Genomic DNA, 22,912 nt, shown 5'->3' on the forward strand with positions numbered 1-22,912 from the left:
GGCGGGAGGTGCGCAACTTCCTGGTCGCCAACGCCGTCTACTGGTGCGAGGAGTTCCACATCGACGGTCTGCGTGTGGACGCGGTGGCCTCCATGCTCTACCTCGACTACTCACGGGAACCGGGCCAGTGGCGCCCGAACGAGTTCGGCGGGAACGACAACCCGGACGCGGTGGCCTTCCTGCAGGAGATGAACGCCACGGTCTACCGCCGCTGCCCGGGAGTGATCACGGTTGCCGAGGAGTCCACGGCCTGGGACGGGGTCACCAGGCCCACCGACCGGGGCGGCCTCGGCTTCGGACTGAAGTGGAACATGGGCTGGATGCACGACTCCCTCGTGTACGTGTCCAAGGATCCCGTGCACAGGAAGTACCACCACAACGAGATGACGTTCTCGATGGTGTACGCATACAGCGAGAACTTCGTGCTTCCCATCTCCCACGACGAGGTGGTCCACGGCAAGCAGTCCCTCGTGTCGAAGATGCCCGGCGACTGGTGGCAGCGCCGCGCCAACCACCGCGCCTACCTGGGCTTCATGTGGGCCCACCCGGGCAAGCAACTCCTCTTCATGGGCCAGGAGTTCGCCCAGGGCGGAGAATGGTCGCCGGACCACGGCCCGGACTGGTGGCTGCTGGACCCGGCGTACGGTGCGGAACCCGACCACCGGGGTGTGCGGGACCTGGTCCGCGATCTGAACACGATCTACCGCGGCACCCCGGCGCTGTGGCAGCGCGACACCGAACCGTCCGGCTTCGAGTGGGTGGTGGGCGACGCTGCCGACGACAACGTCTTCGCGTTCCTGCGGTTCGACGCGGCGGGCACGCCCCTGCTGGCCGTCTCGAACTTCTCCCCCGTCGTCCGGCACCACTACCGCCTGGGCGCCCCCGACGACATCCCGGCTTGGCGGGAAGTCCTGAACACCGACCTGGCGAAGTACGGCGGCGGTGATGTCCGCAACCCGGAGCCGCTCACCCCCGACTCCACCCCCTGGCAAGGCATTCGCCTCACCCTTCCGCCCCTCGCCACCATCTGGCTGTGCCCTGCTGTCCCGCCGTGCGACGTGGAGCGACCTCCTTCACACTGAAATTCCCCGGAGAATTCCCGGAGCCCGGCAATTCCCGAGATTTCCGGCGTCGTGTCACTTCCGGGAATCGTGCGATCGCCGGGAGTGAACCCGCATGAGAAACTGTTTGACGGAATGAAAGGGGGGAATGGCCCCAATAGTGCTTCGGACAGGAGGCACGTTCGTGGGAGCTGGCCCACCAGACCCGGCGTGACCCGTGTGTCCCGTGAGTGCGCCCTCCCATGGTGACTGTCCAATCAGCCCCCTGAGGGAGTTGAAAAGCACCATGCGCATCACGGTGAAAGCGAAGCAACACCCGCACGACGACGCCCCCGATACCAGCGAGGATTTCGCGCAGCTGCGGGGTCTGCCCGACAGCCCCGAGCGGCAGGCGCTGCGCGACGACATCGTCAGGTCGTGGCTGCCCATGGCCGAGCGCATCGCCCGGCGCTACCGGGGACGAGGCGAGTCCGTCGAGGACCTGTGCCAGGTTGCGGCGCTGGGCCTGGTCAAGGCCGTCGACCGCTTCGATCCCACGCGCGGATATGCGTTCGAAAGCTATGCGATCCCCACCATCACCGGCGAGATCAAGCGGCACTTCCGGGACCACATGTGGGTCCTGCATGTGCCGCGTCGCGTCCAGGACCTGCGTAATCGCGTCCGGGTGGCGGTCAAGGAGATCTCCCAGGAGACCCCCGGGCGCGGCCCGACCATCACCGAGATCGCCGAGCACGCGCACCTCAGCGAGGACGACGTACGCGTGGGTCTCGAGGCGATGGACAGCTTCACCGCACTCTCACTGGATGCGGAGGTGGCGGGCAGTGACGACGGATACGCGCTGGGCGACGCGCTGGGCGACGCCGACTCCGGCTACGACCTGATCGTCGACCGCGAAGCAGTCAAGCCATGGCTGCGGTCCCTGCCCGAACGTGAGCGCACCATCCTCTATCTGCGCTACTTCCGCGGCATGACCCAGAGCCGCATCGCGAACCAGCTCGGCATCTCCCAGATGCACGTCTCGCGTCTGCTCAGCGGCTGCTGCGCGCGGGTGCGCGAAGAGGCGCTGGCCGACACCGCATGATCCCCCGCCGGCTTGCCGGAACCCCCGGGAGGGGCCGGCAAGCATTCGGCCGCCCGGACCGCTCGCCGACCGGACGGCCGTTTGCGGTGGGCTCACTGCCGAACCCTCCCGGGAACGGTTTGGCAGGTCGCCGCCCTTTCCGGACTATCCGTCAGAGGGTTTTTGAAACGCTCTCGCCCATATGCGGGGAGATGAATCACGAGGCGACCGAGCGGCACCTCCCCGAGAGGCACAGCCCGCCACCTCCCCGAGAGGCGGGGCGCGTCATCGGGGCTGGGGCCCCTCCGGAAGCTGGGTGGGTCCGTAACAGTCGAGTGTGTCCTCCAGAAGAACCCGGATGTCTTCCGGCAGATCCCCGTCGCGACCCCAGATGAGTATCAGCTCCGCGACATTCCGCAGCTTGATGTTCGCGCGCTGGGAGACTTCCCGGAGCACATTCCACCCCTGGTCGGGGGTCACATGCCCGAGGGCGACCAGCATGCCGATGGCCTGGTCCACGACCGCGTGCGAAGTGACGGCCTCCTTGAGCTGGCCGACCTCCTCCTCCAGCTGGAGGATCCTCTCCGCTTCAGGGGCGGTGGCATCCGGATCACTGTTTCCCGGACGGGCATTCGAGGTCATCGTCCCCTCCGGGGCAGTGGCTTGGCGATCGGCGATGTCCGGCTTCCCTCCATCCTCACCATTCGAGCAGGTGTGTGCGAGCGGAGGGAAGGGGTACTCCTGGACCGGGCAGGCACAGCGGGGCCCCGGAGGTGAGTCAGGCATGAGCCGTTCCGACGACGCCCGGGCGACCGCGTACGACGCGAGCCCGTTCCTGCCGCGCGACGGCGGGCTCGACGCGTACCGGCGCGCCGCCGCGAAGTGTCAGGGCTGCCCCCTGTACGAGAACGCAACCCAGACCGTGTTCGGCAGGGGTGACCCCTCGGCGCGGGTCGTCCTGGTGGGGGAGCAGCCCGGTGACCAGGAGGACCGGCAGGGGGAACCCTTCGTCGGCCCGGCAGGCCGTCTGCTCGACAAGGCGCTGGCGGAAGCCGGAATCGACCGGGGCAGCGCCTATGTCACCAACGCGGTCAAGCACTTCAAGTTCACCGTCCCCGAACGCGGCAAGCGGCGCATTCACAAGCCGCCGACCCTGCGCGAGATGTCCGCCTGCCGACCCTGGCTGGGTGCCGAGCTGGACCTGGTCCGCCCCGAGGTCGTGGTCGCCCTGGGCGCGACGGCGGGCAAGGCGTTGCTGGGCGGCTCGTTCCGGGTCACCAAGGACCGGGGGAGCCTGCTGCCGATGCCCGGAGCCGAACAGGAGCGGTACGTCGTCGCCACCGTGCACCCCTCGGCGATCCTGCGCGCCGACGACCGGGAGGCGGCCTACGCCGGACTCGTGTCGGACCTGAAGGTGGCGGCGCGGGTGCTGAACGGCTCCTGAGCTGCGGCCTGGAACTCGCCCGGCCGGAGCCGGGCGCCGTCGGCGGCACCCCGGACGGGTCACCAGAACGAGCGTGCGCCACCGTCCGGCCGGTGCAATGGACGCGTGACCGCGAGCCCGGACGACTGCCTGGCCCGTAACGACTGGATCTGCGGTGAGTATCTGCGCACCCGCCGCCACATCCTCCTCGAAGCGGTGCTCCAGCATCTGCAACTGACCGCGGCCTCCGTGCTGATCGCCCTCGTCATCGCCGTACCGATGGCCGTGCTCGCGCGCCGCTGGGGCTGGGCCGCCCCTCCGGTCCTCGGCGTCACCACGATCCTCTACACGATCCCGTCCCTGGCGATGTTCTCGCTGCTGCTTCCCCTGTACGGGCTGTCGGCGGCCCTGGTCGTCGCGGGCCTGGTCCTCTACTCCCTCACCCTGCTGGTCCGGAACATCCTCGCGGGCCTGCGGGCCGTCCCCGAGGACACCCGGCAGGCCGCCCGGGGCGTGGGGTACGGGCCGGTGCGGCTGCTGCTGACCGTCGAACTGCCGCTCGCCCTGCCGGCCGCCATGGCCGGACTGCGCATCGCCACGGTCTCGGCGTTCTCCCTGGTCACGGTGGGAGCGATCGTCGGCTTCGGCGGACTCGGCAACCTGATCTACGCCGGCATGAACACATACTTCAAGGCACAGGTGCTGACCGCGTCCGTGCTGTGCGTGGTGATCGCGGTGGCGGCCGACCTGCTGCTGCTCGGTGCGCAGCGGCTGATCACGCCCTGGACGAGGGCGGGGCGGGAATGAACACCCTCGGCGCCACCTGGCACTGGCTCACCGACCCCGCCCACTGGGCCGGGGACGACGGCATCCGGCACCGATGGGAGCAGCATCTCGTCCTGACCGTCGTCTGTCTGCTCATCGCTTGCGTGATCGCGCTGCCCGTCGCGCTGGTTCTCGGCCACCTCGGCAAGGGCGGCGCGCTCGCCGTCAACATCTCCAATGTCGGCCGCGCCGTCCCCACCTTCGCCGTGCTGGTTCTCCTGCTGCTCACGCCGGTCGGGGCCTGGGGCGAGGGCCCGACCGTCGTGGCGCTCGTCCTGTTCGCCGTGCCGCCGCTGCTCACCAACGCGTACGTCGGCATGCGCGAGGTCGACCGCGATGTGGTGCGGTCGGCGCGGGGGATGGGGATGACGGGCCGGCAGATGCTGTTCCGCGTGGAACTGCCCCTTGCGCTCCCCTTGGTCCTCAATGGGGTGCGGATCGCCGCCGTGCAGCTCGTCGCGACCGCCACGATCGCCGCGCTGGCGGGCGGCGGCGGACTCGGGCGCATCATCACCGCGGGCTTCAATCTGGCCAGTACGCCACAGGTGGTCGCCGGGGCCGTCCTCGTGGCCGTGTTCGCGCTGGTCGTGGAGGGAGTCCTCGAGGCCGTCGAGCGGCTGGCCCCGCGTCGGACACGAGACTCGCGATGAGCCGCGGACGAGGCTTCTGATGCGACGGTACGCGGCGATCGCGAGCCTGTTCCTGGTCGCCGGCTGCACGACGGGACCCTCCCTGGAGACCCGCGGCCAGGTCACCGCGCCCCCCGGCGACAGCAGGCATCTGACCATCGGCTCGGCCGGTTTCACCGAGAGCGATCTGCTCGCCCAGATGTACGCGCTCCTGCTGAACCAGGCCGGCTACCGGACGTCCATCCTCACCGTCGCCAACCGAGAACTGTACGAACCTGCCCTGGAAGCAGGGCAGATCGACGTCGTCGCGGAGTACGCGGCCACCTTTGCGGACTGGCTCAACGCCAAGACCCACGGTGCGGGCGCCGCGCCCGTGGGCTCACCGGACCTCGACGCGACCATGAAGGCCTTGCGGGCACTGGCCGCGCCCCGCGGCCTCACCGCGCTCGACCCCGGCCGGGCGGTCGACCAGAACGCCTTCGCGGTGACACGGTCGTACGCCCGTCGGCACCACCTCGGAACGCTGAGCGACCTCGGCAGGTCCGGCCTCGGGGTGCGGCTCGCGGCCGGTGACGAATGCGTCCAACGGCCGTACTGCGAACCCGGGTTGAGGAAGACGTACGGCATCGACGTCATCGGTGTCGATCCCAAGGGCGTCGGCACCACCCAGGCCAAGCGGGCCGTCCAGAGCGGGCGGGACCAGATGGTGCTGACCACCACGACGGACGCGACCCTCGACTCGTTCGGTCTCGTGCTGCTCGCCGACGACAAGCACCTGCAGAACGCGGACTACATCGTCCCCGTCGTCAACCGCTCCCGCGCGGGCGGCGAACGCGTCACGAAGGCGCTCGGTGCCCTCAACTCCGTTCTCACCACCGCCGACTTGGCGTCGATGAACCAGCAGGTGGACAGCTGGCGACGGCTACCGGAGGACGTGGCGCGCACCTATCTCGAGGACAGGGGGCTCCTGAAGCAACGGGGCCGGGGTTCGGCTCAACCGTCCCGGCCGACTCAACCGAGGAAGCCGATGTGCACGTGATCGTGGTGGGTGTTGTCGCTGAAGAACTGGCCCGCCGTCGCCCCGCCCGACAGCTGGACGGGCCCACCGACGTTGTACGATCCGGCGGCCGCCGCGTCCCGCATGAAGCGCTCGATCAGAGCCCGCGGCGTCGCCGGGTCGACCACCGCCCGGCCGTCGATCCGCCAGACGTCGAACGCCCGGCCGCGCGGATGGTCGCTGGGCCGGTCGGTGCCGAAGACGTTCAGCGGATGCCCGGAGCGGACGACACTCACGTCCATCCGATACCCGCCCGCCAGCCGCAGCATCGCGTTCAGCACACTGTGGTGGACCCGCCCGCTGAGCAGATCGGCCTCCGCCGCGGGCGGCAGCACGATCCTCGAGTTCATCAGCACCCTGCGGACGGCCGCCGGGGGTGAGGCGACGGCAGCGCCGGGCCGGGCCGGGTGCAGGGCGGTGACGGTCCACCCGGACCCGGTCCGCACCAGGCGCACGTCGACCGTCGTACCTCCGGCGACGACCCGGTCACCGTGCAGGGTCCACTGCCGGCACACCACGAGGACGCTCGAAGAGTCCGTGAGGATCCCGCCGTACTGGGCGTCCACCACCTGCAGCGCGGCCGCGTCGGCGGACGGCAGCAAGGGACCCGCCTGGTCCACCAGACCGGTGGGCAGCCGCAGAGCGGCCACCCGGGTCCTGGCGGCGGCCGTGCCGCCCTTCCCGGCGGGCCAGGCACCGATGGCCTCGACGAGCTGGACGGCGCGCGTCTTCACCTCGGGGTCGATCTCGGCGGAGGTGGGCCGCCAGGGTGTGGTGCGGGGAAGGGCGGCCGGCCCGGGGGAGCCCGTACGGGACGCGCTCGCGGGCGGGATGCCGGAGCCCGTTCCCTGCCGGGTGGGGCGGGACGAACCACCGGTGCAGCCTGCGGCGCCGAGGAGCGCACCGGCCGCTCCCCACAGCACGACACGCCGCTCCACCGGCCGTGCCTCAGCCCCAGGACGACGAGTCATGTGGCCCAGTGTCCGCCGCCCGGGGACGTCACGCACGGATCTGCCGGGGGGTTGCCTTCAAGGGGTCCCAAGGCCCTTTCATGCGTCCGCCACCGAGTCGAAGGACACCTGCCCGCGCGAGATGCCCCGCGCGTCCGCGTCGACCGAGCGGCGCAGCGCCTCGTGGAGCTTCGCCGGGGTCAGCACGCCCAGGAAGCGCGCCCCGTCCAGCACCGCGACCCATCCGGCGTCATGCTGGAGCATCACCCCGAACGCCTGCTTCAGCGGAGCGCCCACCGGAACCCAGGAGTTCATCCGGTGGGCGTGGTCCCGGACGACGCCGCCCGCGGCGAGTGCGTCGGCCCCGACCCAGCCGTGCAGATCGCCCTCGGCATCCAGAACGACCGCCCAGCGCGCGCCCTCGTCGTACAGCCGGGCCGCCGCCCGCTCGGCGGGCTCGTCGAGCCGGGCGATCGAAGGCTGCTCCAGGTCGCTCGGCTCGATCTCCGTCACCGACAGCCGTTTCAGCCCCCGGTCCGCGCCGACGAACTCGGCCACATACGGCGTGGCGGGCGTGCCCAGCACCGCGCCGGGCGTGTCGAACTGCTCGATGCGCCCCCGGCCGTACACCGCGATCCGGTCGCCGAGCCGCACGGCCTCCTCGATGTCGTGCGTGACCAGCAGCACCGTCTTGCGCACGGCCGCCTGCATCCGCAGGAACTCGTCCTGCAACTGTTCCCGCACCACCGGGTCGACCGCGCCGAACGGTTCGTCCATCAGCAGCACGGGCGGATCGGCGGCCAGCGCCCGCGCCACCCCGACCCGCTGCCGCTGACCGCCCGACAACTGGTCCGGGTAGCGAGGCCCGTACGTCTTCGGGTCCAGGCCCACCAGCTCGAGCAACTCGGCTGCCCGTGCCCGCGCCTTCGCCTTCTTCCAGCCGATCAAATACGGCACGGTCGCCGTGTTGTCGAGAACGGTCCGGTGCGGGAACAGCCCCACCTGCTGGATCACATACCCGATCCGCCGCCGCAGCCGTACCGGATCGACGGTCGCGATGTCCTCGCCGCCCACCAGGATCCGGCCCGACGTCGGTTCGATGAGCCGGTTGACCATCATCATCGTGGTCGTCTTGCCGCAGCCGGACGGTCCCACGAGCGTGACGAGCTCGCCCTCGGCAACCTCGAAGGTCAGGTCGTCCACGGCGGTCGTACCATCCGGATACCGCTTGGTGACCTGCTCGAACCGGATCATCCCCTCACGCTAACGGCGCCGGTCACTCCTCGCTCAGCAGCACCACCTCCAGGGTGCGCGGACCGTGCACCCCCTCGACCCGGTCCAGCTCGATGTCGCTCGTCGCCGACGGACCGGAGATCCAGGTCAGCGGGCGTGTCGGGGCAAGCCGTTCCATGGCCTGGGGCACGGACGACACGACCTGCGCGGGGACGCGTACGACGCAGATGTGGTGGTCGGGGACGAGCGTGATTCGGCGGCGTCCCTGGTCGGGTGAGCCGTCCAGCACGATGGTGCCGGTCTCGGCGATGGCGACCGCGCAGCCGGTGACCACGCTCTCCACCTTGTCCAGGTCGTGGGGCGTACTCACCGCGCGGTCATGTACCCGCGTGGGATCGGCGGCCGACATCCACTGCGCAGGGAGCCCCGGGGGCACGAGGACGTACCGCGGTCCGCGCAGGGCAAGCAGCCGCATGATGACGTTCGGCAACTCCTCCGCGTTCGTACGGTGCACGACCGCCCGGTACTCCGTCAGGTTCTCCGCCAGCAGATCCACCGTCTCCTCGGCAGTGCGCTCGCCGTGTTCGCGCAGATAGTCCCGGGAAACGGCCTGCTCGTAGGGCGTGTCGGCCTCCCCGGCAGTCGCGAGCGCCCGCCGTACCCGGCCCAGGATCAGATCCCTGCTGCTCATTTCCCGTCCCCTTGGTCGTGGCCACTCGCCTGGTCCCCGGCACTCCCCGCCCCGGCGCCCCGGCCGGTGACGTGTGTGCGCTGCCACCAGTCGCGGAACGGTTCCGCGGGCACCGGGGGCAGGTCCCGGCTCGCGCTCCACGCCCTGCCCGGACCCGGCAGCGTCCGGGGATGGAAGCGACGCGACCGCGACGCGATCCGCTGGCCCGTGCGCAGAGCGCCTGGATGGCCGAACGCCCAGCGGGCCGCCCGCATCGCCGCCCGCTCGGCGGCGTGCCCCTTCGCCGGCTTCAGGACCACCTTGTTGCCCGCACGCGTGACGGGGCCGCCCTGCACGACCCTCTCCCGCAGATGCACCAGCACCTCGGGGATGTCGATGGCGACCGGGCACACTTCGTAGCAGGCTCCGCACAGCGAGGAGGCGTAGGGGAGTGAGGCGTCGATCTCGCTCTGCGTGCCGCGGAGCTGAGGGCTGAGGATGGCGCCGATCGGTCCCGGATAGACCGAGCCGTACGCATGGCCGCCCGCCCGCTCGTACACGGGACAGACATTGAGACACGCGGAGCAGCGAATGCAGCGCAGCGCCTGACGTCCGACCTGGTCGGCCAGCGTGTCGGTGCGGCCGTTGTCCAGCAGGACCAGATGGAAGGTCCGCGGGCCGTCGGCCGTCTCGGCGTCCGTCGTTCCCGTCCACATGCTCGTGTAGGGGTTCATCCGCTCGGCCGTCGAGGAGCGGGGGAGCGTCTGGAGGAACACCTCCAGGTCCCGCCAGGTCGGCACGAGCTTCTCGATGCCGACGACCGAGATCAGCGTCTCGGGGAGGGTGAGGCACATCCGTCCGTTGCCCTCCGACTCGACCACCACCAGCGTGCCGGTCTCGGCGACCATGAAGTTCGCGCCCGAGATGCCGACCCTGGCGCGCAGGAACTTCTCGCGCAGATGCAGCCGGGCTGCCTCGGCCAGTTCGGCGGGCGTGTCGGTGAGCCCCTCGGGTGCCGGCCGGCCCCACGCGCCCATCTCGGAGCGGAAGATGTCACGGATCTCGCCGCGGTTGCGGTGGATCGCCGGGACCAGGATGTGCGAAGGCCGGTCCTTGCCCAACTGCACGATCAGTTCGGCCAGATCCGTCTCGTACGCCCTGATGCCCTCTGCCTCCAGCGCCTCGTTGAGACCGATCTCCTGCGTGGCCATGGACTTGACCTTGACGACCTCCGACTCGCCCGTCGCCTTGACCAGTTCGGCCACGATCCGGTTGGCCTCGACCGCGTCGGCGGCCCAGTGGACGGTGCCACCGGCCGCCGTGACCGACTCCTCCAACTGCACCAGATACCGGTCCAGATGACGGAGGGTGTGGTCCTTGATCTGCCGGCCCGCCTCCCGAAGCGCCGCCCAGTCGGACACCTCGGCGACCGCCTTGGCTCGCTTGGCGCGGATGGTGTGGGTGGCGTGCCGGAGATTGCGGCGCAGGGTCCGGTTGCCGACCGCCTCGCGTGCGGCCTCGGGGAACGCGGGCATCCCGATGAACGTCCCGCTCATGCGCTGTGCCCCTTCACGACGGCGATGACACTCATACCAGCGGCTCCTCTTCCGTGCTCGCCAGGATCTCCGCGATGTGGACGGGCCGCATGCCGACGCCCAGCCGTGTCATCGTCCCGCCGATGTGCATCAGACAGGAGTTGTCGGCGGCGCACAGTACCTCGGCCTCCGTCGACTCGGCGTTGCGCACCTTGTCGGCGCCCATCGCCGCCGAGACATCGGAGTTCTTCAGGGCGAAGGTGCCGCCGAAGCCGCAGCACTCCTCCGCGCCCGGCAGGTCGACCAACTCCAGCCCCTTGACGGCCTGGAGCAACCGCCTGGGACGGTCGCCGAGACCGAGGCTCCGCAGGCCGTGACACGTCGGGTGGTACGTCACGGTGTGCGGGTAGTACGCGCCCACGTCGGTCACCCCCACCACATCCACCAGGAACTCGGTGAGCTCGTACGTCTTCGGGACCACGGGGGCCAGGGTGGCCGCGAGCACGTCCCCGCGCCCCTCGGCCCGCGCACGCTCACCCAACCGCGGATACAGCTCCCGCACCATGGCCCCGCATGACCCCGAAGGCGTCACGATCGCCTCGTACTCTCGGAATACATCGGAGAACTTCACCGCGAGTGGCTCGGCCTCATGCCGATACCCCGTGTTGTAGTGAGCCTGCCCGCAGCAGGTCTGCGTCAGCGGGAAGTCGACCTCGACGCCCAGCCTGGTCAGGAGTTTCACCACGGCGCGCCCGGTATCCGGATAAAGCGTGTCGTTGATGCAGGTCAGGAACAGGGCGACACGCATCGCGGCTCCTCGTGGTCGATCATCGGATGAGTGCAGGGTAATCCGCCGATGCGATCTCGGGGAGACCCCGGCTCACGGCGTGGCGAACCGGGCCCCGCCTCGCGCCACGGCGCCGTGCCGCCCCGCGGCTCGTACCGCGTCAACGGCTGGGCAGGTGCCAGGAGTTGCCGCATCGGGGCACGGTCACAGGCCGTCCCATGAGCCGGGGCCTGCCCGGGCCTGGACGAGGACGTTCCGTTCCCGAGGGCGGCCGGTCTCCGACGGGCGATCCCGTACTCACCGTCAAAGCGTTCGTCCCGGTGCCTTCAACTTCGTGCACTCGGCGACCATGGACTTCGCGCCGACCGCCCGACCACGACCGGAAACGTCGGCGGTGGGCGGGTAGTGTGAAGGTCTGCCCGCCGCTCCACTGCTCCCTGGAGGCCCGCCCGATGGCCCAGTCGGTGGGTATCAAGGACGTCGCCCGCGCAGCCGGAGTCTCCGTGGGTACGGTCTCGAACGTCATCAACCGTCCCGAGGCGGTCGCCTCCGAGACCCGCGCCCGCGTGCTGTCCGCGATCGACCGGCTCGGCTATGTCCGCAGCGAGTCGGCGAGGCAGCTGCGTGCCGGACGCAGCCGGATCATGGGACTGCTCGTCCTCGACATGGGCAACCCGTTCTTCGTGGACGTGGCCCGTGGCGCCGAGCGGGCCGCCCGCGAGGCCGGGCTCGGCGTGATGGTCTGCAACAGCGCGAGGAGCCCCGCCGAAGAGGCCGACTACCTGGCGCTCTTCGCCGAGCAGCGGGTGCGCGGCGTGCTGCTGACCCCCGCCGACGCGACCGGCCCCAACGTCCAGGCCTTCCGCCGCCACGGAATCCCGTTCGTCCTGGTCGACCGGGTCGCCGAGGGTGCCACGGAGTGCTCCGTCCGCGTCGACGACACGGCGGGCGGCGCCCTGGCCGTCCGGCACCTGGTCGACGCCGGGCACCGCTCCCTCGCGTTCGTCAGCGGTCCGCCCGCACTCGGCCAGGTCAGGGACCGCCGCACGGGAGCCCTCAACGCCCTTGCCGAGGCCGGACTCGGTTCCGAGGCGCTGCGGGAGCTGCCGACCGAGCGCCTCGACGTCCCCGCGGGCCGGGACGCCGGTGCCCGCCTCCTCGGACTCGCCGACCGTCCCACCGCGGTGTTCTGCGCCAACGACCTGCTCGCGCTCGGCGTCCTGCAGGCCATGTACGCGGCCGGGGTGAGGGTCCCCGAAGACCTCGCCATCGTCGGATACGACGACATCGAGTTCGCCGCGGCGGCCGCCGTGCCGCTCACCTCCGTACGGCAGCCCGCGGTCACCATGGGCGCGCTCGCTGCGGAGCTCCTGCTCGAGGAGACGGAGGCGGAGACCGAATCGGGCCGGCGCGGCCACGAACACCGGAGGGTGGTGCTCCAGCCGAAGCTGGTGGTGCGCCGCTCCAGCCTCCCGCGGGGCTGAATCCTTCTCGTCGACGTCGACGTCGACGGGGGAGCCCCACCGGCTGCGCGCGGCTGTTCAGTACCGCGTTCCTGTTCCCGGCCCGCCGAGGGCCCGGAACCATGTGCTGAACTGGGACGCGGCCTGGATCCGTCCGTCTCGGGAGCCCCGTTGAACCTCAGCTACCGCCAGCCCGGCGTCGTCCTCACCGATCGCCGCTTCGCCGTACCCCTCGACCACCGCGACCCCGAGGGCGAGACGATCGAGCTGTACGCGCGGGAGGTCGTCGCAAGCGACAAGGCCGGTGACGACCTGCCGTGGCTGATCTACCTCCGTGGCGGGCCCGGCTTCGGGGCGCACCGCTACATCGGCAAGCAGGCCTGGCTCGGCCGGGTCCTGGAGGAGTACCGCGTCCTCCTTCTCGACCAGCGCGGCACCGGCGCCTCCACGCCCGCCAACCGGCAGACGCTCCCACTGCGCGGCGGCGCCCGCGAGCAGGCCGACTACCTGACGCACTTCCGCGCGGACTCCATCGTGCGTGACTGCGAGGCCATCCGCCCGCAGGTCACAGGCGGTGCCCCGTGGACGGTCCTCGGACAGAGCTTCGGCGGTTTCTGCACCGTGCACTACCTGTCCACGGCCCCCGAGGGCCTGCGCGCCGCGCTGATCACCGGCGGGCTGCCGTCCCTGGACGCGCACGCGGATGATGTCTACCGGGCCGCATACCCGCGCATCGAACGCAAGGTGGCCGCCCACTACGCGCGTTATCCGCAGGACGCCGAGCGCGCCCGTAGGATCGCCACGTACCTGCTCCAGCACGAGCCGGTCCTGCACGGCGGCTACAAGCTCACCGTCGAGGCCTTCCAGTCGCTCGGCATCCTCCTCGGCACCGGCGACGGCAGCCACCGTCTGCACTTCCTCCTCGCAGACCCCTTCGTCCGCACCTCGCGGGGCCTCGCGCTCTCCGACGCCTTCCAGGAGGAGGTGCAGAGCGTGCTCTCGTACGCGGGCCACCCGCTCTACGCACTGGTCCACGAGGCGATCTACGGTCAGGACGACCGGCCGACCGCCTGGTCGGCGGAACGGGTCCGCGCGCGGTTCCCGCAGTTCGACGCCGCCAAGGCCCTGACGGGTGACGGACCGGTCCTGTTCACGGGCGAGTCCGTGCATCCCTGGATGTTCGACACCGACCCGGCCCTGCGGCCGCTGCGCGAGACCGCCCATCTCCTTGCGGAGCACACCGGCTGGACGCCGCTGTACGACCGTGGCCGGCTCGCCGCCAATGAGGTGCCGGTGGCCGCTGCGGTCTATCACGACGACATGTACGTCGACACCGCCCACGCCCTGGAGACGGCCCGTGCGATCCGCGGCTTGCGCACCTGGGTCACGGACGAGTTCGAACACGACGGCGTGCACGCGGACGGCCCGCGCGTCCTGGACCGCCTGCTGGCGTTGACGAGGGACGAGGTCTGACACGGTCCCGGCGCCCGGCTCCGGGACCGTTCAGGCCGGCACGGGGCACGGGTGCCCGGGCGCAGCCGCAGGATGCCAACGCGCTTGCCTGCCACGGCGGTTCGGCGTCAGAGGCCGCCCGGCACACCGGCCGGCAGCCGTTGCCGCCGCCGTCCTGGCCGACGAAGGCCGCGCATCGACGGTCCACGCCCCGCTCGCCGCGGCGTGGGCGTCGGCCTTCCCACGACGGGCGCCGACCGGTTGTGCACGCTTGTTGCAGGGGACGGGTCACGAGCGTGCCGCCGCTCTGTGGCGAGGTGTTTGCCCGCAGCGGCGGCCGACAGCGGCCGACCGGGCTCCGCCGCGTTGGGCCGCCCTTGGGCACCGGGGTGGCCCCGCAGTCCTGCGCAGGGCCAACGGGCGGTGGGGACGCGGCGTTAGTCTGCGGCCATGACCGAGCCGCGGAACGATCAGCTCAAGCCCCTGCCGGACGACTGGCGGCGCGCCCTCGCCGTCGTCGCCCACCCCGACGACCTCGAGTACGGCTGCTCGGCCGCGATCGCCGGATGGACCGACGGCGGTCGCGAGGTCGCCTACCTCCTCGCCACCCGCGGCGAGGCGGGCATCGACTCGCTGGAACCCTCCGTGTGCGGCCCCCTGCGGGAGCGGGAACAGCGGGCGAGCGCGGCGGTGGTGGGAGTGTCCACGGTGGAGTTCCTGGACCACCAGGACGGCGTCATCGAGTACGGCATCCCGCTGCGCCGGGACATCGCCGCGGCGATCCGCCGGCACCGGCCGGAGCTGGTCCTCACCCTCAACCACCGTGACACCTGGGGCGGCGTCGCCTGGAACACTCCGGACCACGTGGCCGTCGGACGAGCCACCCTGGATGCGGTCGCGGACGCCGGCAACCGCTGGATCTTCCCGGAACTGGCGGAGCGGGGCCTGGAGCCCTGGAACGGCGTCCGCTGGGTCGCCGTCGCCGGTTCCTCCACGCCCACCCACGCGGTGGACGCGGCACCGGGCCTGGAGCGTGCGGTGCGCTCACTGCTCGAACACCGCACGTACATCGAGGCGTTGACGGACAAGGAACCGGAGACGTACGCACGGTCCTTCCTGACCGCTCATGCCGAGTCGGTGGGGGACCGGTTCGGCGGCAAACCTGCCGTGGCGTTCGAGCTGTTCAGCCGTTAGGCGACGATCAACACCTCATGTGGACGACTTTCGGAACGGGGACGATGGACGACAAGGATCTGCTGGCGGACCGCTTCCAGGCGCACCGGGGGCACCTCAGAGCAGTGGCCTACCGGATGCTCGGCTCGCTGACCGAGGCCGACGACGCCGTTCAGGAGGCCTGGCTGAGGCTGAACCGCTCCGACGTGAGCGAGGTCGAGAACCTCGCCGCCTGGCTCACGACCGTCGTCGGCCGCGTCTGTCTGGACATGCTGCGCTCCCGCAGCGCGCGCCGCGAGGAACCCATCGTGGACACGTTCGTCCCCGATCCGGTCGTCGGCCCGCTGGGGCGCGTCGACCCCGAACAGGAGGCGCTGCACGCCGACTCGGTCGGACTGGCCCTCCTCGTGGTGCTGCGGACACTGGAGCCCGCCGAGCGGCTGGCGTTCGTCCTGCACGACATGTTCGCCGTGCCCTTCGACGACATCGCGCCCGTCGTCGGCCGTACGTCCGCCGCGACCCGGCAGCTCGCCAGCCGCGCCCGCCGCCGGGTCCGGAGTGCCGAGCCCGCGGCCGATCCGGACCTCGGGCGGCAACGCGAGGTGCTGGAGGCGTTCCTCGCGGCCTCGCGCGGCGGCGACTTCGACGCCCTGGTCGCGGTCCTGCACCCCGACGTGGTGCTGCGGGCCGACTCCGGCGCTCTGGTGGGCGGTGCGGCCGCGTCCAAGGTGGTCCGTGGTGCGGCGGCAGTGGCCGAACAGGCGCTCACGTTCCGGCAGTTCGCCCAGCAGGCCCGGCTCGCCGTGGTCAACGGCGCGATCGGAGTCGTCACGGCGCACGAGGGGAGGCTGCTGTCGGTCATGGGCGTCACCGTCGCGGACGGCAGGATCGTCGGCGTGTACATCCTGTCGGACCCGGACCGGCTGGAGCGTCTGGGCTTCACACCGGAGGACTGACCCGGCTCGGTGGGACCGCCGCGCCTTCCGCCGCCCGCGGAGCCACGGCCCGGCCGTCCGGGAGCAGTTCGCCGGTGTCGTCGAAGACGATGGTGCCGTTGCACAGCAGATTCCATCCCTGCTCCGGGTGGGCGGAGACGATGACCGCGGCGTCGTGGTCGGGCCGGTCGGCCGGCGGGCACGGAGGCCAGTGCGTGCACATGACATCTCTCCAGGGTCGTACGACGTGTACCTCCGTGGTAGCGGAGTTTGTTTTCGTACGGATGAGAGGGCCCCCACAGCGCGGGAAACTCGGCGGTGAGTTCAGGTGGGTGCGGGGCCCGGCGGCTCCAGCAGCCTGCGCTCCAGGTCGCGCAGGTCCTTGGTGATGGACGAGCGGACCTGCCTGGCCATGATCGGCGCGGCCGGACGGTAGAAGCGTCCGGACTCGCCCCGCACCCGGATGCGCGCGAGGGTGCCCTGGGGGTGGGCGGCAAAGGTGTAGGTGACGTGCATGGGCATCGGGCCCGCCACGGACACCATGTCCAGCAGCTCCGGTGGGTCGTACATCGCGACGCGCAGCACGTAGTCGATGCGCTTCCCGAGGAAGTGCGCGGTGCGGGTGACCTCGGCTCCGACCCCGAAGCCGCCCGCGTCCGCCTCCCGCGTGAGTTCCGCCGTGCGGATGCCCTGCGTCCACTCGGGATCATTGCGCCAGTCCATGGCGTATGCGGCCACCTGCTCGGGTGGCAGCCGGATCACGCGTTCCGCCGTCTCGTCGATGGTCATACCGTTCCCTCGATCATGGTGCCGTGCGATTTGCTTCCGCCTCGCACGCGGCCAGTTGCCCCACTCAGGATTCCTCCCGCTTGCACGGGCGGCGACCCGGGGCCCGACGACTGGATGTCAGGCCGCGAGTCAGAACGGCCCGTGCAGTTCGCCCAGTTTGTCGGTCAGGCGCAGGTTCTCCGAGTAGTCGACGGGGCAGACGATCACGGAGACGGCGTGCTCGGCCAGGGCGCGGCGCAGGATGGGCAGCAACTGGTCGGCCGCCTTGACCGCGTAGCCGCGTGCGCCGAAGGTCTCGGCGTAGGCGACCAGGTCCGGGTTGGTGAACCGGGTGTGGCTGTGGCGGCCGAGTTCGAGCTCCATCTTCCAGGTGATCAGGCCGTATTCGTGGTCCACCAGGACGAGGACCACCAGGGGGACGCGCTCGCGGACAGCGGTCTCCAGTTCCTGGGAGTTCATGAGGAACGAGCCGTCGCCCATCATCGCCAGCACCCGCCGTTCCGGCCGGGCCAGCTTGGCGGCGATGGCACCGGGGAGCGCGAAGCCCATGGTGGACAGGCCGTTGGAGACCAGGCAGGTCTCCGGTTCGTACGCCGGGTACAGACGCGCCATCCACATCTTCCCGGCACCGGTGTCGGCCAGCACGATGTCGTGGCGGTCCAGTGCGGTGCGCACATCGGAGACCACGCGCTGCGGGACCAGCGGAAAGGCGTCGTTCTCCCGTCCGTAGCGGAGTTCCTCGGCGAGCAGCGCCCGGATCTTCGCACCGGCGCCGGTGCGGTAGGCGAGTCCGTCGGGCAGTGCCGCGGCGAGCGCGTCCAGCGACTGGGAGGGGTCGCCCTCGACTCCGACCGTGACCGGGTAGTGGGCGTCCACCTCCGCGGGGAAGTGGTGCACGTGCACGATGCGCTTGTCGCCGTACGGGTTGATCTTGACCGGGTCGAACTCCTGGATCTCGTAGCCCACACAGATCAGGACGTCGGCATCCTCGAAGCCGCAGTTGCTGTAGTCGTGGCGCATGAAGCCCACCGTCCCGAGCGCGTTCGGGTGGTCGTCCGCAATGACGCCCTTCCCGTGGAACGTGGTCGCCACCGGGACGTCGAGCCGCTCGGCGAACCGTACGAGGGCGGCCGTGGCCCCGGCTCTCGCGGCGCCGTGGCCCGCGAGCACGATGGGGCGCCGGGCCGTCGTGAGCACCTCGGCGGCCCGGGCGATCTGGGAGGACGAGGGCGCGTCGGCATGCACGGCGTCGATCTTCAGAGGGCCGAGCGGCGTGCCGGGGCGTGCCGCTTCGATGTCCTCCGGCACCGCCAGGAAGACGGCGCCGGGGCGTTCGCTCTGCGCGGTCTTGAACGCTTTGCGGACCATCTCCGGTACCGCGTCGGGAGTGTGGACCTGTGCCGCCCACTGGGTGACCGGGGCGAACATCGACACCAGATCGATGACCTGGTGGGATTCCTTGTGGATCCGGCTCAGCGAGCCCTGGGCGGCCAGGGCCACCAGCGGTGTGCTGTTGGTCGTCGCGTCCGCGGTGCCGAGCAGCAGGTTGATCGCTCCGGGCCCGAGCGTGGCCGAGCACACTCCCGCACGGCCGGTCAGCCGCCCGTAGATCTCCGCCATGAACGAGGCGCCCTGCTCGTGGCGCACCAGGACGTACCGGATTCCCGAGCCGTTGAGCGCGTCGACGAAGCGGATGTTCTCCTCGCCGGGAATCCCGAAGACGTATTCCACGCCCTCGGCCCGCAGACAGCGCACCATCAGGTGTGCGACGTCCTCCACGGCTGCTGTGCTCTGCGACTCGGTTGCGCGCTCGGTGTCCATGAGGTGAACGTAGGCACGCCGGGTGGCGTCGGCCACTCACCGGCCGCCGGCCGGGGCGTTCATACCCGGCACCGGGCCCGCCACCCGTTCGGACGCCGCGGAATCCCAACGGGTGCGCTGCCGTGGCGGGCGCCGGGGACAGGGCGGCACGATGGAGACCGAGGCGCCGCCGTGAACGGCACGGTGGCAGGGCCCTGGGAGGACCGTGTGACCGCATCGTCGCCCGCCACCGCCTCACCGCCTGCCCGCTACGACGACCTCCGCGCTCTCTTCGTCAACTGCACTCTGAAGCGGTCCCCGGAGCGGAGCAACACCCAGGGCCTGATCGACCGCAGCACCGGCATCATGGACGCGCAGGGAGTGCACGTCGATCTCGTACGGGCCGTCGACCACGACATCGCCACCGGTGTCTGGCCCGACATGACGGAGCACGGGTGGGAGACGGATGCCTGGCCGGGGCTGTTCGAGAAGGTCATGGCGGCCGACATCCTCGTACTCGCCGGTCCCATCTGGCTGGGCGACAACAGTTCGGTGATGAAGCGGGTGATCGAACGGCTCTATGCCTGCTCCAGCCGGCTCAACGAAGCCGGCCAGTACGCCTACTACGGACGGGTCGGCGGCTGTCTCATCACCGGCAACGAGGACGGCGTCAAGCACTGCGCGATGAACGTCCTCTACAGCATGCAGCACCTCGGATACACCATCCCTCCTCAGGCGGACGCCGGATGGATCGGCGAGGCGGGTCCCGGCCCCAGCTATCTCGACCCCGGCTCGGGCGGCCCGGAGAACGACTTCACCAACCGCAATACCACCTTCATGACCTGGAACCTGCTCCACCTGGCCCGGGCACTCAAGGACCTCGGCGGCATCCCCGTCTACGGCAACCAGCGCACCGCCTGGGACGCCGGCTGTCGCCACGACTACGAGAACCCCGAGCACCGATAAGGCTTTCTGCGGCGAGTGCCCAGGTCGTTAGGGTGGTTCACATGCACATGCCCTCCACCGACCGTTCCGACCTGCGCCCCGACTGCGGCCAGTGCTTCGCGCTGTGTTGTGTCGCGCTGCCCTTCGCGCGCTCGGCGGACTTCGCGATGGACAAGGACGCCGGCACGCCCTGCCGCAACCTTCGAGACGACTTCCGCTGCGGCGTCCACACCGAGCTTCGTTCACGGGGGTTCTCGGGCTGCACGGTCTACGACTGCTTCGGCGCCGGACAGAAGGTCTCCCGGATCACCTTCGGCGGACAGGACTGGCGGACGGGCGGCCGGGAGCACGCCCGGAGGATGTTCGACGTGTTCCCGGTGGTGCGCCAACTCCATGAGCTGCTCTGGTATCTGACCGAGGCACTCACCCTGCCCGCGGCCGGCCCGGTCCATGCCGACCTGCGCCGCCTGCTGGACGGCACCGAGCGGCTGACCCTCCAGTCCCCCGAGGAACTGGGGGAGCTGGACGTGGCCGCGCACCGGCAGGAGGTCAACGTCCTTCTCGTGCGCACCAGCGAGCTGGTGCGGGCCACAGCGGGGCGGAAGCGGAAGGACCGCCGGGGCGCCGACCTCATCGGCGCCCGTCTCAAGGGGGCCGACCTGCGCGGTGCCAGTCTCCGCGGTGCCTACCTCATAGCCGCCGACCTCACGGGCGCCGATCTGCGTGACGCCGATCTGATCGGCGCCGATCTGCGCGACGCGGACCTCACCGACGCCGATCTGACCGGTGCCTTCTTCCTGACCCAGCCGCAGATCAACGCGGCCAGGGGGAGCGCGGGCACCCGGCTCCCGGCGTCAGTCACGCGCCCCGGTCACTGGACAGCGCATCTCTGACGGCGCCTGGGCCACGGCCTCCGGGGCAGATGTCCCGGCGGCCCGGCGGTCGAGGTGCAGCCGCAGACCGTCCGGCATCAGGGTCAGCCGTTCCGCCACCCTCAGCCGATAGCCGGGGTCGGGCCGCAGTTCGTAGCGGCGCAGCAGCAGGCCCAGCACCAGCGTCGCCTCGTGCAGCGCGAACTGGCGCCCGATGCAGGCCCGTGCCCCCGTCCCGAACGGCTTGAACGTGTGCCCGGACCGGGTCCGTACCGTCGCGGGGTCGAACCGGTCGGGGTCGAACCGCTCCGCGTCCGCACCCCACACGTCCGGGTCCCGGTGCAGCATCGCCGTCAGGACCAGCGCCCAGGCGCCCCGCCGCATCGGATGAACGCCGCCCAGGACGGTGTCGTGCCGCGCCTCGCGCGCGAAGGCCGGGGCGGTGGGCCACAGGCGCAGGGACTCGTCGAGGACCCGGCGGACGTACCGCAGCTTGGCGACCTGCTCGTAGCCGGGCCGTGGGACGGAGCCCCACACCCGATCCACCTCCTCCCTGGCCCGCGCGGCGATCTCTGGATGCCGGGAGAGGTAGTGCAGGGCGAAGGAGAGCGCGCCCGAGGTCGTCTCATGGCCGGCGACCAGGAACGTGATGACCTGACGCCGGACGTTCTCGGCTGCCAGCCGCTCACCGGTCACCGGGTGGGCGGTTTCCAGCATCCGGTCGAGCAGGTCGCCCTCGCCGCGGCCGGCCCGCCGGGCCCGTACGACCTCGTCGACCGTGCGGTTGAGATACGCCATGTCCGCATCGTTGCGCCGGGCGGCGCCGCGCAGCAGCAGGGGGGACAGCGGGCCGGGAACGACGTTGCGGCGCTGCGCGAACGTCAGCGTGCCGACCATCGCGCTCACGAAGGGGTGCGGCCGGGACCGTTCGAAGGAGCCGAAGCCATGGCCGAAGCCGGTGCGTGCGATCGTCTCCAGCGTCAGCTTGGTCATGTCGCCGGGCACGTCCACGGCGTGGCCCGCCGCCTGCTCCGCGTCCCAGCGGTCCAGGAGCCGCTCGGCCACGTCCAGCATCATCGGGTGGTAGCCCGCCATGGCCTCGCGGCTGAATCCGGGCGCCAGGACGTCATGCGCCAGCTGCCAGTTGGGCTCGTGGTTGTATGCCGTGAACAGCCCGTCTCCCGCGACCGGCCGCAGATTGGCGACTCCGAGCCCCACGTGCTTCGCGAACCGCGACTCGTCGGCGAGGTCGGCCGCGAGCTTCCCGCCCCATACGAAGACGATCTCGCGGCTGAAGAACTTGCGCCGGAAGATCGGGCCGAGTTGGCGTCCGTACCGCATCGAGTCCTGGACCGGCCGGCGGACGTCGGCGCCGAGGATGTCACCGACGAGCGGGACCCGGTGTCGTGGGTGCGGAATGCGCCCCAGTTCCGGCCAGCCCAGCTCCGCACCGCGGAACCCCCTGGACAGCTCGGTCGCCGTTGCCGTCGCCTCCGCCATGACGCCATCTCCCTTGATGCAGCGACACGTTGAGCAAAGCCCCGTGTTGTACGTCGGTTCAATAGCGGACTCAGTGTGATCCCGCCGTTGAACCGGCGTCAAGTAAAGTGCGGGCATGGCCGCGAACCAGGGCGGGCGCACGCGCCGTCGGCTCAGCACCGAGGAGCGAAGGGAGCAGCTCCTGTCGGTCGGGGCCCGGCTGTTCTCGGAGAATCCGTACGACGACGTGTGGATCGAGCAGGTTGCCGAGATCGCCGGAGTCTCGCGCGGGCTGCTGTACCACTACTTCCCGACCAAGCGGGACTTCTTCGCGGCGGTGGTGGAGCGGGAGAGCGTACGGATGCTGCGGATGACGGCGGCCGTGCCCGGGGTTCCGGTGCGCGAGCAGCTCGCCGCCGGTCTCGATGTCTTTCTGGCGTATGTCGAGGAGCACGCACACGGCTTCCGTGCCTTCCATCGCGCCGATGCGGCGGGGGACCAGGCGGTGCGAAGGGTCTATCAGCGGTCGTTGGCCGCGCAGGAGCGGCAGATCCTGGCGGCGCTCGAGGCGGACCCCGAGTTGGGCCGTGCGGCCGGTCAACGGCCCGATCTGAGGATCGCCGTCCGTGGCTGGCTGGCCTTCACGACGGCCGTGTGCCTGGAGTGGCTGCGCGGGGCCGAGCTGTCCCGGGAGCAGGTGCGCGACCTGTGTGCCCGCGCGCTGTTGGGAGTCGTCGCTCCCTGACCGGCCCGTTCCCCGATCGGGGGGTCCTG

Annotated in this window: 23 protein-coding genes; 13 read left to right on the top strand and 10 right to left on the bottom strand. The window is 70.9% G+C overall.

All coding sequences use genetic code 11. The features are described 5' to 3' along the window. Positions 1-1,082: 1,4-alpha-glucan branching enzyme (gene glgB, locus AAW14_RS33800; protein ID WP_265568260.1), on the top strand; the 1,082-nt coding region annotated here is incomplete at its 5' end. A gap of 265 nt (positions 1,083-1,347) precedes the next feature. Further along, a complete protein-coding gene (locus tag AAW14_RS33805) occupies positions 1,348-2,142 on the top strand; it encodes an RNA polymerase sigma factor SigF (RefSeq protein WP_265568261.1) in 795 nt (264 codons plus the stop codon). A gap of 264 nt (positions 2,143-2,406) precedes the next feature. On the opposite strand, the gene AAW14_RS33810 is transcribed toward AAW14_RS33805, so the two are convergent. Further along, complete coding sequence (locus tag AAW14_RS33810) at positions 2,407-2,763, bottom strand: ANTAR domain-containing protein (protein WP_265568262.1); 357 nt, start codon at positions 2,761-2,763, stop codon at positions 2,407-2,409. A gap of 142 nt (positions 2,764-2,905) precedes the next feature. Between AAW14_RS33810 and AAW14_RS33815 the strand changes: the two genes are divergently transcribed. The 4 genes from AAW14_RS33815 to AAW14_RS33830 all read left to right on the top strand — a co-directional run bounded on the left by AAW14_RS33815 (position 2,906) and on the right by AAW14_RS33830 (position 6,037). After that, positions 2,906-3,565: a UdgX family uracil-DNA binding protein gene (locus AAW14_RS33815; protein WP_265568263.1), complete on the top strand. Its 660-nt coding sequence runs from the start codon at positions 2,906-2,908 to the stop codon at positions 3,563-3,565. Between the two features lie 105 nt (positions 3,566-3,670). Beyond that, on the top strand, positions 3,671-4,351 hold the full coding sequence (locus AAW14_RS33820; protein ID WP_265568264.1) for an ABC transporter permease: 681 nt from the start codon (positions 3,671-3,673) through the stop codon (positions 4,349-4,351). Then, positions 4,348-5,019 carry an ABC transporter permease gene (locus tag AAW14_RS33825; RefSeq protein ID WP_265568265.1) on the top strand — a complete coding sequence of 224 codons (672 nt, stop codon included), beginning with the start codon at positions 4,348-4,350 and terminating at the stop codon, positions 5,017-5,019. The genes AAW14_RS33820 and AAW14_RS33825 overlap by 4 nt, the downstream gene beginning before the upstream one ends. Before the next feature lie 19 nt (positions 5,020-5,038). Continuing rightward, complete coding sequence (locus tag AAW14_RS33830; RefSeq protein ID WP_265568266.1) at positions 5,039-6,037, top strand: ABC transporter substrate-binding protein; 999 nt, start codon at positions 5,039-5,041, stop codon at positions 6,035-6,037. Here the strand turns inward: AAW14_RS33830 and AAW14_RS33835 are convergent. The 5 genes from AAW14_RS33835 to AAW14_RS33855 form a co-directional block, all read right to left on the bottom strand. Then, entirely contained in the window at positions 6,010-7,026 is a 1,017-nt protein-coding gene (locus tag AAW14_RS33835; protein ID WP_265568267.1) for a hypothetical protein, read from the bottom strand. The genes AAW14_RS33830 and AAW14_RS33835 overlap by 28 nt on opposite strands. Positions 7,027-7,104: 78 nt before the next feature. Then, entirely contained in the window at positions 7,105-8,259 is a 1,155-nt protein-coding gene (locus tag AAW14_RS33840) for a betaine/proline/choline family ABC transporter ATP-binding protein (RefSeq protein ID WP_265568268.1), read from the bottom strand. Positions 8,260-8,281: 22 nt separating this feature from the next. Next, positions 8,282-8,929 (bottom strand): LutC/YkgG family protein, encoded by a 648-nt coding sequence (locus AAW14_RS33845; protein WP_265568269.1) that lies wholly within the window; start codon positions 8,927-8,929, stop codon positions 8,282-8,284. Next, complete coding sequence (locus AAW14_RS33850) at positions 8,926-10,464, bottom strand: LutB/LldF family L-lactate oxidation iron-sulfur protein (RefSeq protein ID WP_265568270.1); 1,539 nt, start codon at positions 10,462-10,464, stop codon at positions 8,926-8,928. The genes AAW14_RS33845 and AAW14_RS33850 overlap by 4 nt, the downstream gene beginning before the upstream one ends. 31 nt (positions 10,465-10,495) lie before the next feature. Beyond that, positions 10,496-11,251, bottom strand: a complete 756-nt coding sequence (locus AAW14_RS33855; protein ID WP_265568271.1) for a (Fe-S)-binding protein — start codon at positions 11,249-11,251, stop codon at positions 10,496-10,498. 431 nt (positions 11,252-11,682) lie between these two features. Here AAW14_RS33855 and AAW14_RS33865 point away from each other — a divergent pair, with 431 nt between their 5' ends. The 4 genes from AAW14_RS33865 to sigJ all read left to right on the top strand — a co-directional run bounded on the left by AAW14_RS33865 (position 11,683) and on the right by sigJ (position 16,274). Then, positions 11,683-12,714 carry a LacI family DNA-binding transcriptional regulator gene (locus AAW14_RS33865; RefSeq protein WP_265568272.1) on the top strand — a complete coding sequence of 344 codons (1,032 nt, stop codon included), beginning with the start codon at positions 11,683-11,685 and terminating at the stop codon, positions 12,712-12,714. A gap of 150 nt (positions 12,715-12,864) precedes the next feature. Then, complete coding sequence (locus AAW14_RS33870; protein WP_265568273.1) at positions 12,865-14,166, top strand: alpha/beta fold hydrolase; 1,302 nt, start codon at positions 12,865-12,867, stop codon at positions 14,164-14,166. A gap of 429 nt (positions 14,167-14,595) precedes the next feature. After that, entirely contained in the window at positions 14,596-15,339 is a 744-nt protein-coding gene (locus AAW14_RS33875) for a PIG-L deacetylase family protein (RefSeq protein WP_265568274.1), read from the top strand. Between the two features lie 44 nt (positions 15,340-15,383). After that, on the top strand, positions 15,384-16,274 hold the full coding sequence (gene sigJ / locus AAW14_RS33880) for an RNA polymerase sigma factor SigJ (protein WP_265568304.1): 891 nt from the start codon (positions 15,384-15,386) through the stop codon (positions 16,272-16,274). Here sigJ and AAW14_RS33885 read toward each other — a convergent pair. The 3 genes from AAW14_RS33885 to AAW14_RS33895 form a co-directional block, all read right to left on the bottom strand. After that, a complete protein-coding gene (locus AAW14_RS33885) occupies positions 16,258-16,476 on the bottom strand; it encodes a DUF5999 family protein (protein ID WP_265568275.1) in 219 nt (72 codons plus the stop codon). The two genes, sigJ and AAW14_RS33885, sit on opposite strands and share 17 nt — an antisense overlap. A 101-nt stretch (positions 16,477-16,577) precedes the next feature. Next, the gene (locus tag AAW14_RS33890; RefSeq protein ID WP_265568276.1) at positions 16,578-17,042 is read right to left on the bottom strand and encodes an SRPBCC family protein; all 465 of its coding nucleotides are present in this window, start codon (positions 17,040-17,042) and stop codon (positions 16,578-16,580) included. A 129-nt stretch (positions 17,043-17,171) separates the two neighbouring features. Beyond that, positions 17,172-18,863, bottom strand: a complete 1,692-nt coding sequence (locus tag AAW14_RS33895) for an acetolactate synthase large subunit (RefSeq protein WP_265568277.1) — start codon at positions 18,861-18,863, stop codon at positions 17,172-17,174. Between the two features lie 207 nt (positions 18,864-19,070). Between AAW14_RS33895 and AAW14_RS33900 the strand changes: the two genes are divergently transcribed. After that, positions 19,071-19,808, top strand: coding sequence for a flavodoxin family protein (locus AAW14_RS33900; protein WP_265568278.1), 738 nt, complete (start codon positions 19,071-19,073; stop codon positions 19,806-19,808). A 41-nt stretch (positions 19,809-19,849) separates the two neighbouring features. Beyond that, the gene (locus tag AAW14_RS33905; protein ID WP_416223419.1) at positions 19,850-20,680 is read left to right on the top strand and encodes a pentapeptide repeat-containing protein; all 831 of its coding nucleotides are present in this window, start codon (positions 19,850-19,852) and stop codon (positions 20,678-20,680) included. Here the strand turns inward: AAW14_RS33905 and AAW14_RS33910 are convergent. Continuing rightward, positions 20,642-22,159 (bottom strand): cytochrome P450, encoded by a 1,518-nt coding sequence (locus AAW14_RS33910; protein ID WP_265568279.1) that lies wholly within the window; start codon positions 22,157-22,159, stop codon positions 20,642-20,644. The two genes, AAW14_RS33905 and AAW14_RS33910, sit on opposite strands and share 39 nt — an antisense overlap. Positions 22,160-22,274: 115 nt before the next feature. Here AAW14_RS33910 and AAW14_RS33915 point away from each other — a divergent pair, with 115 nt between their 5' ends. Then, positions 22,275-22,883 carry a TetR/AcrR family transcriptional regulator gene (locus AAW14_RS33915; RefSeq protein WP_265568280.1) on the top strand — a complete coding sequence of 203 codons (609 nt, stop codon included), beginning with the start codon at positions 22,275-22,277 and terminating at the stop codon, positions 22,881-22,883. Positions 22,884-22,912: the final 29 nt, after the last annotated feature.

Source organism: Streptomyces hygroscopicus, assembly GCF_026168105.1.
In the GTDB taxonomy this organism is placed as follows: Bacteria; Actinomycetota; Actinomycetes; order Streptomycetales; family Streptomycetaceae; genus Streptomyces; species Streptomyces hygroscopicus_D.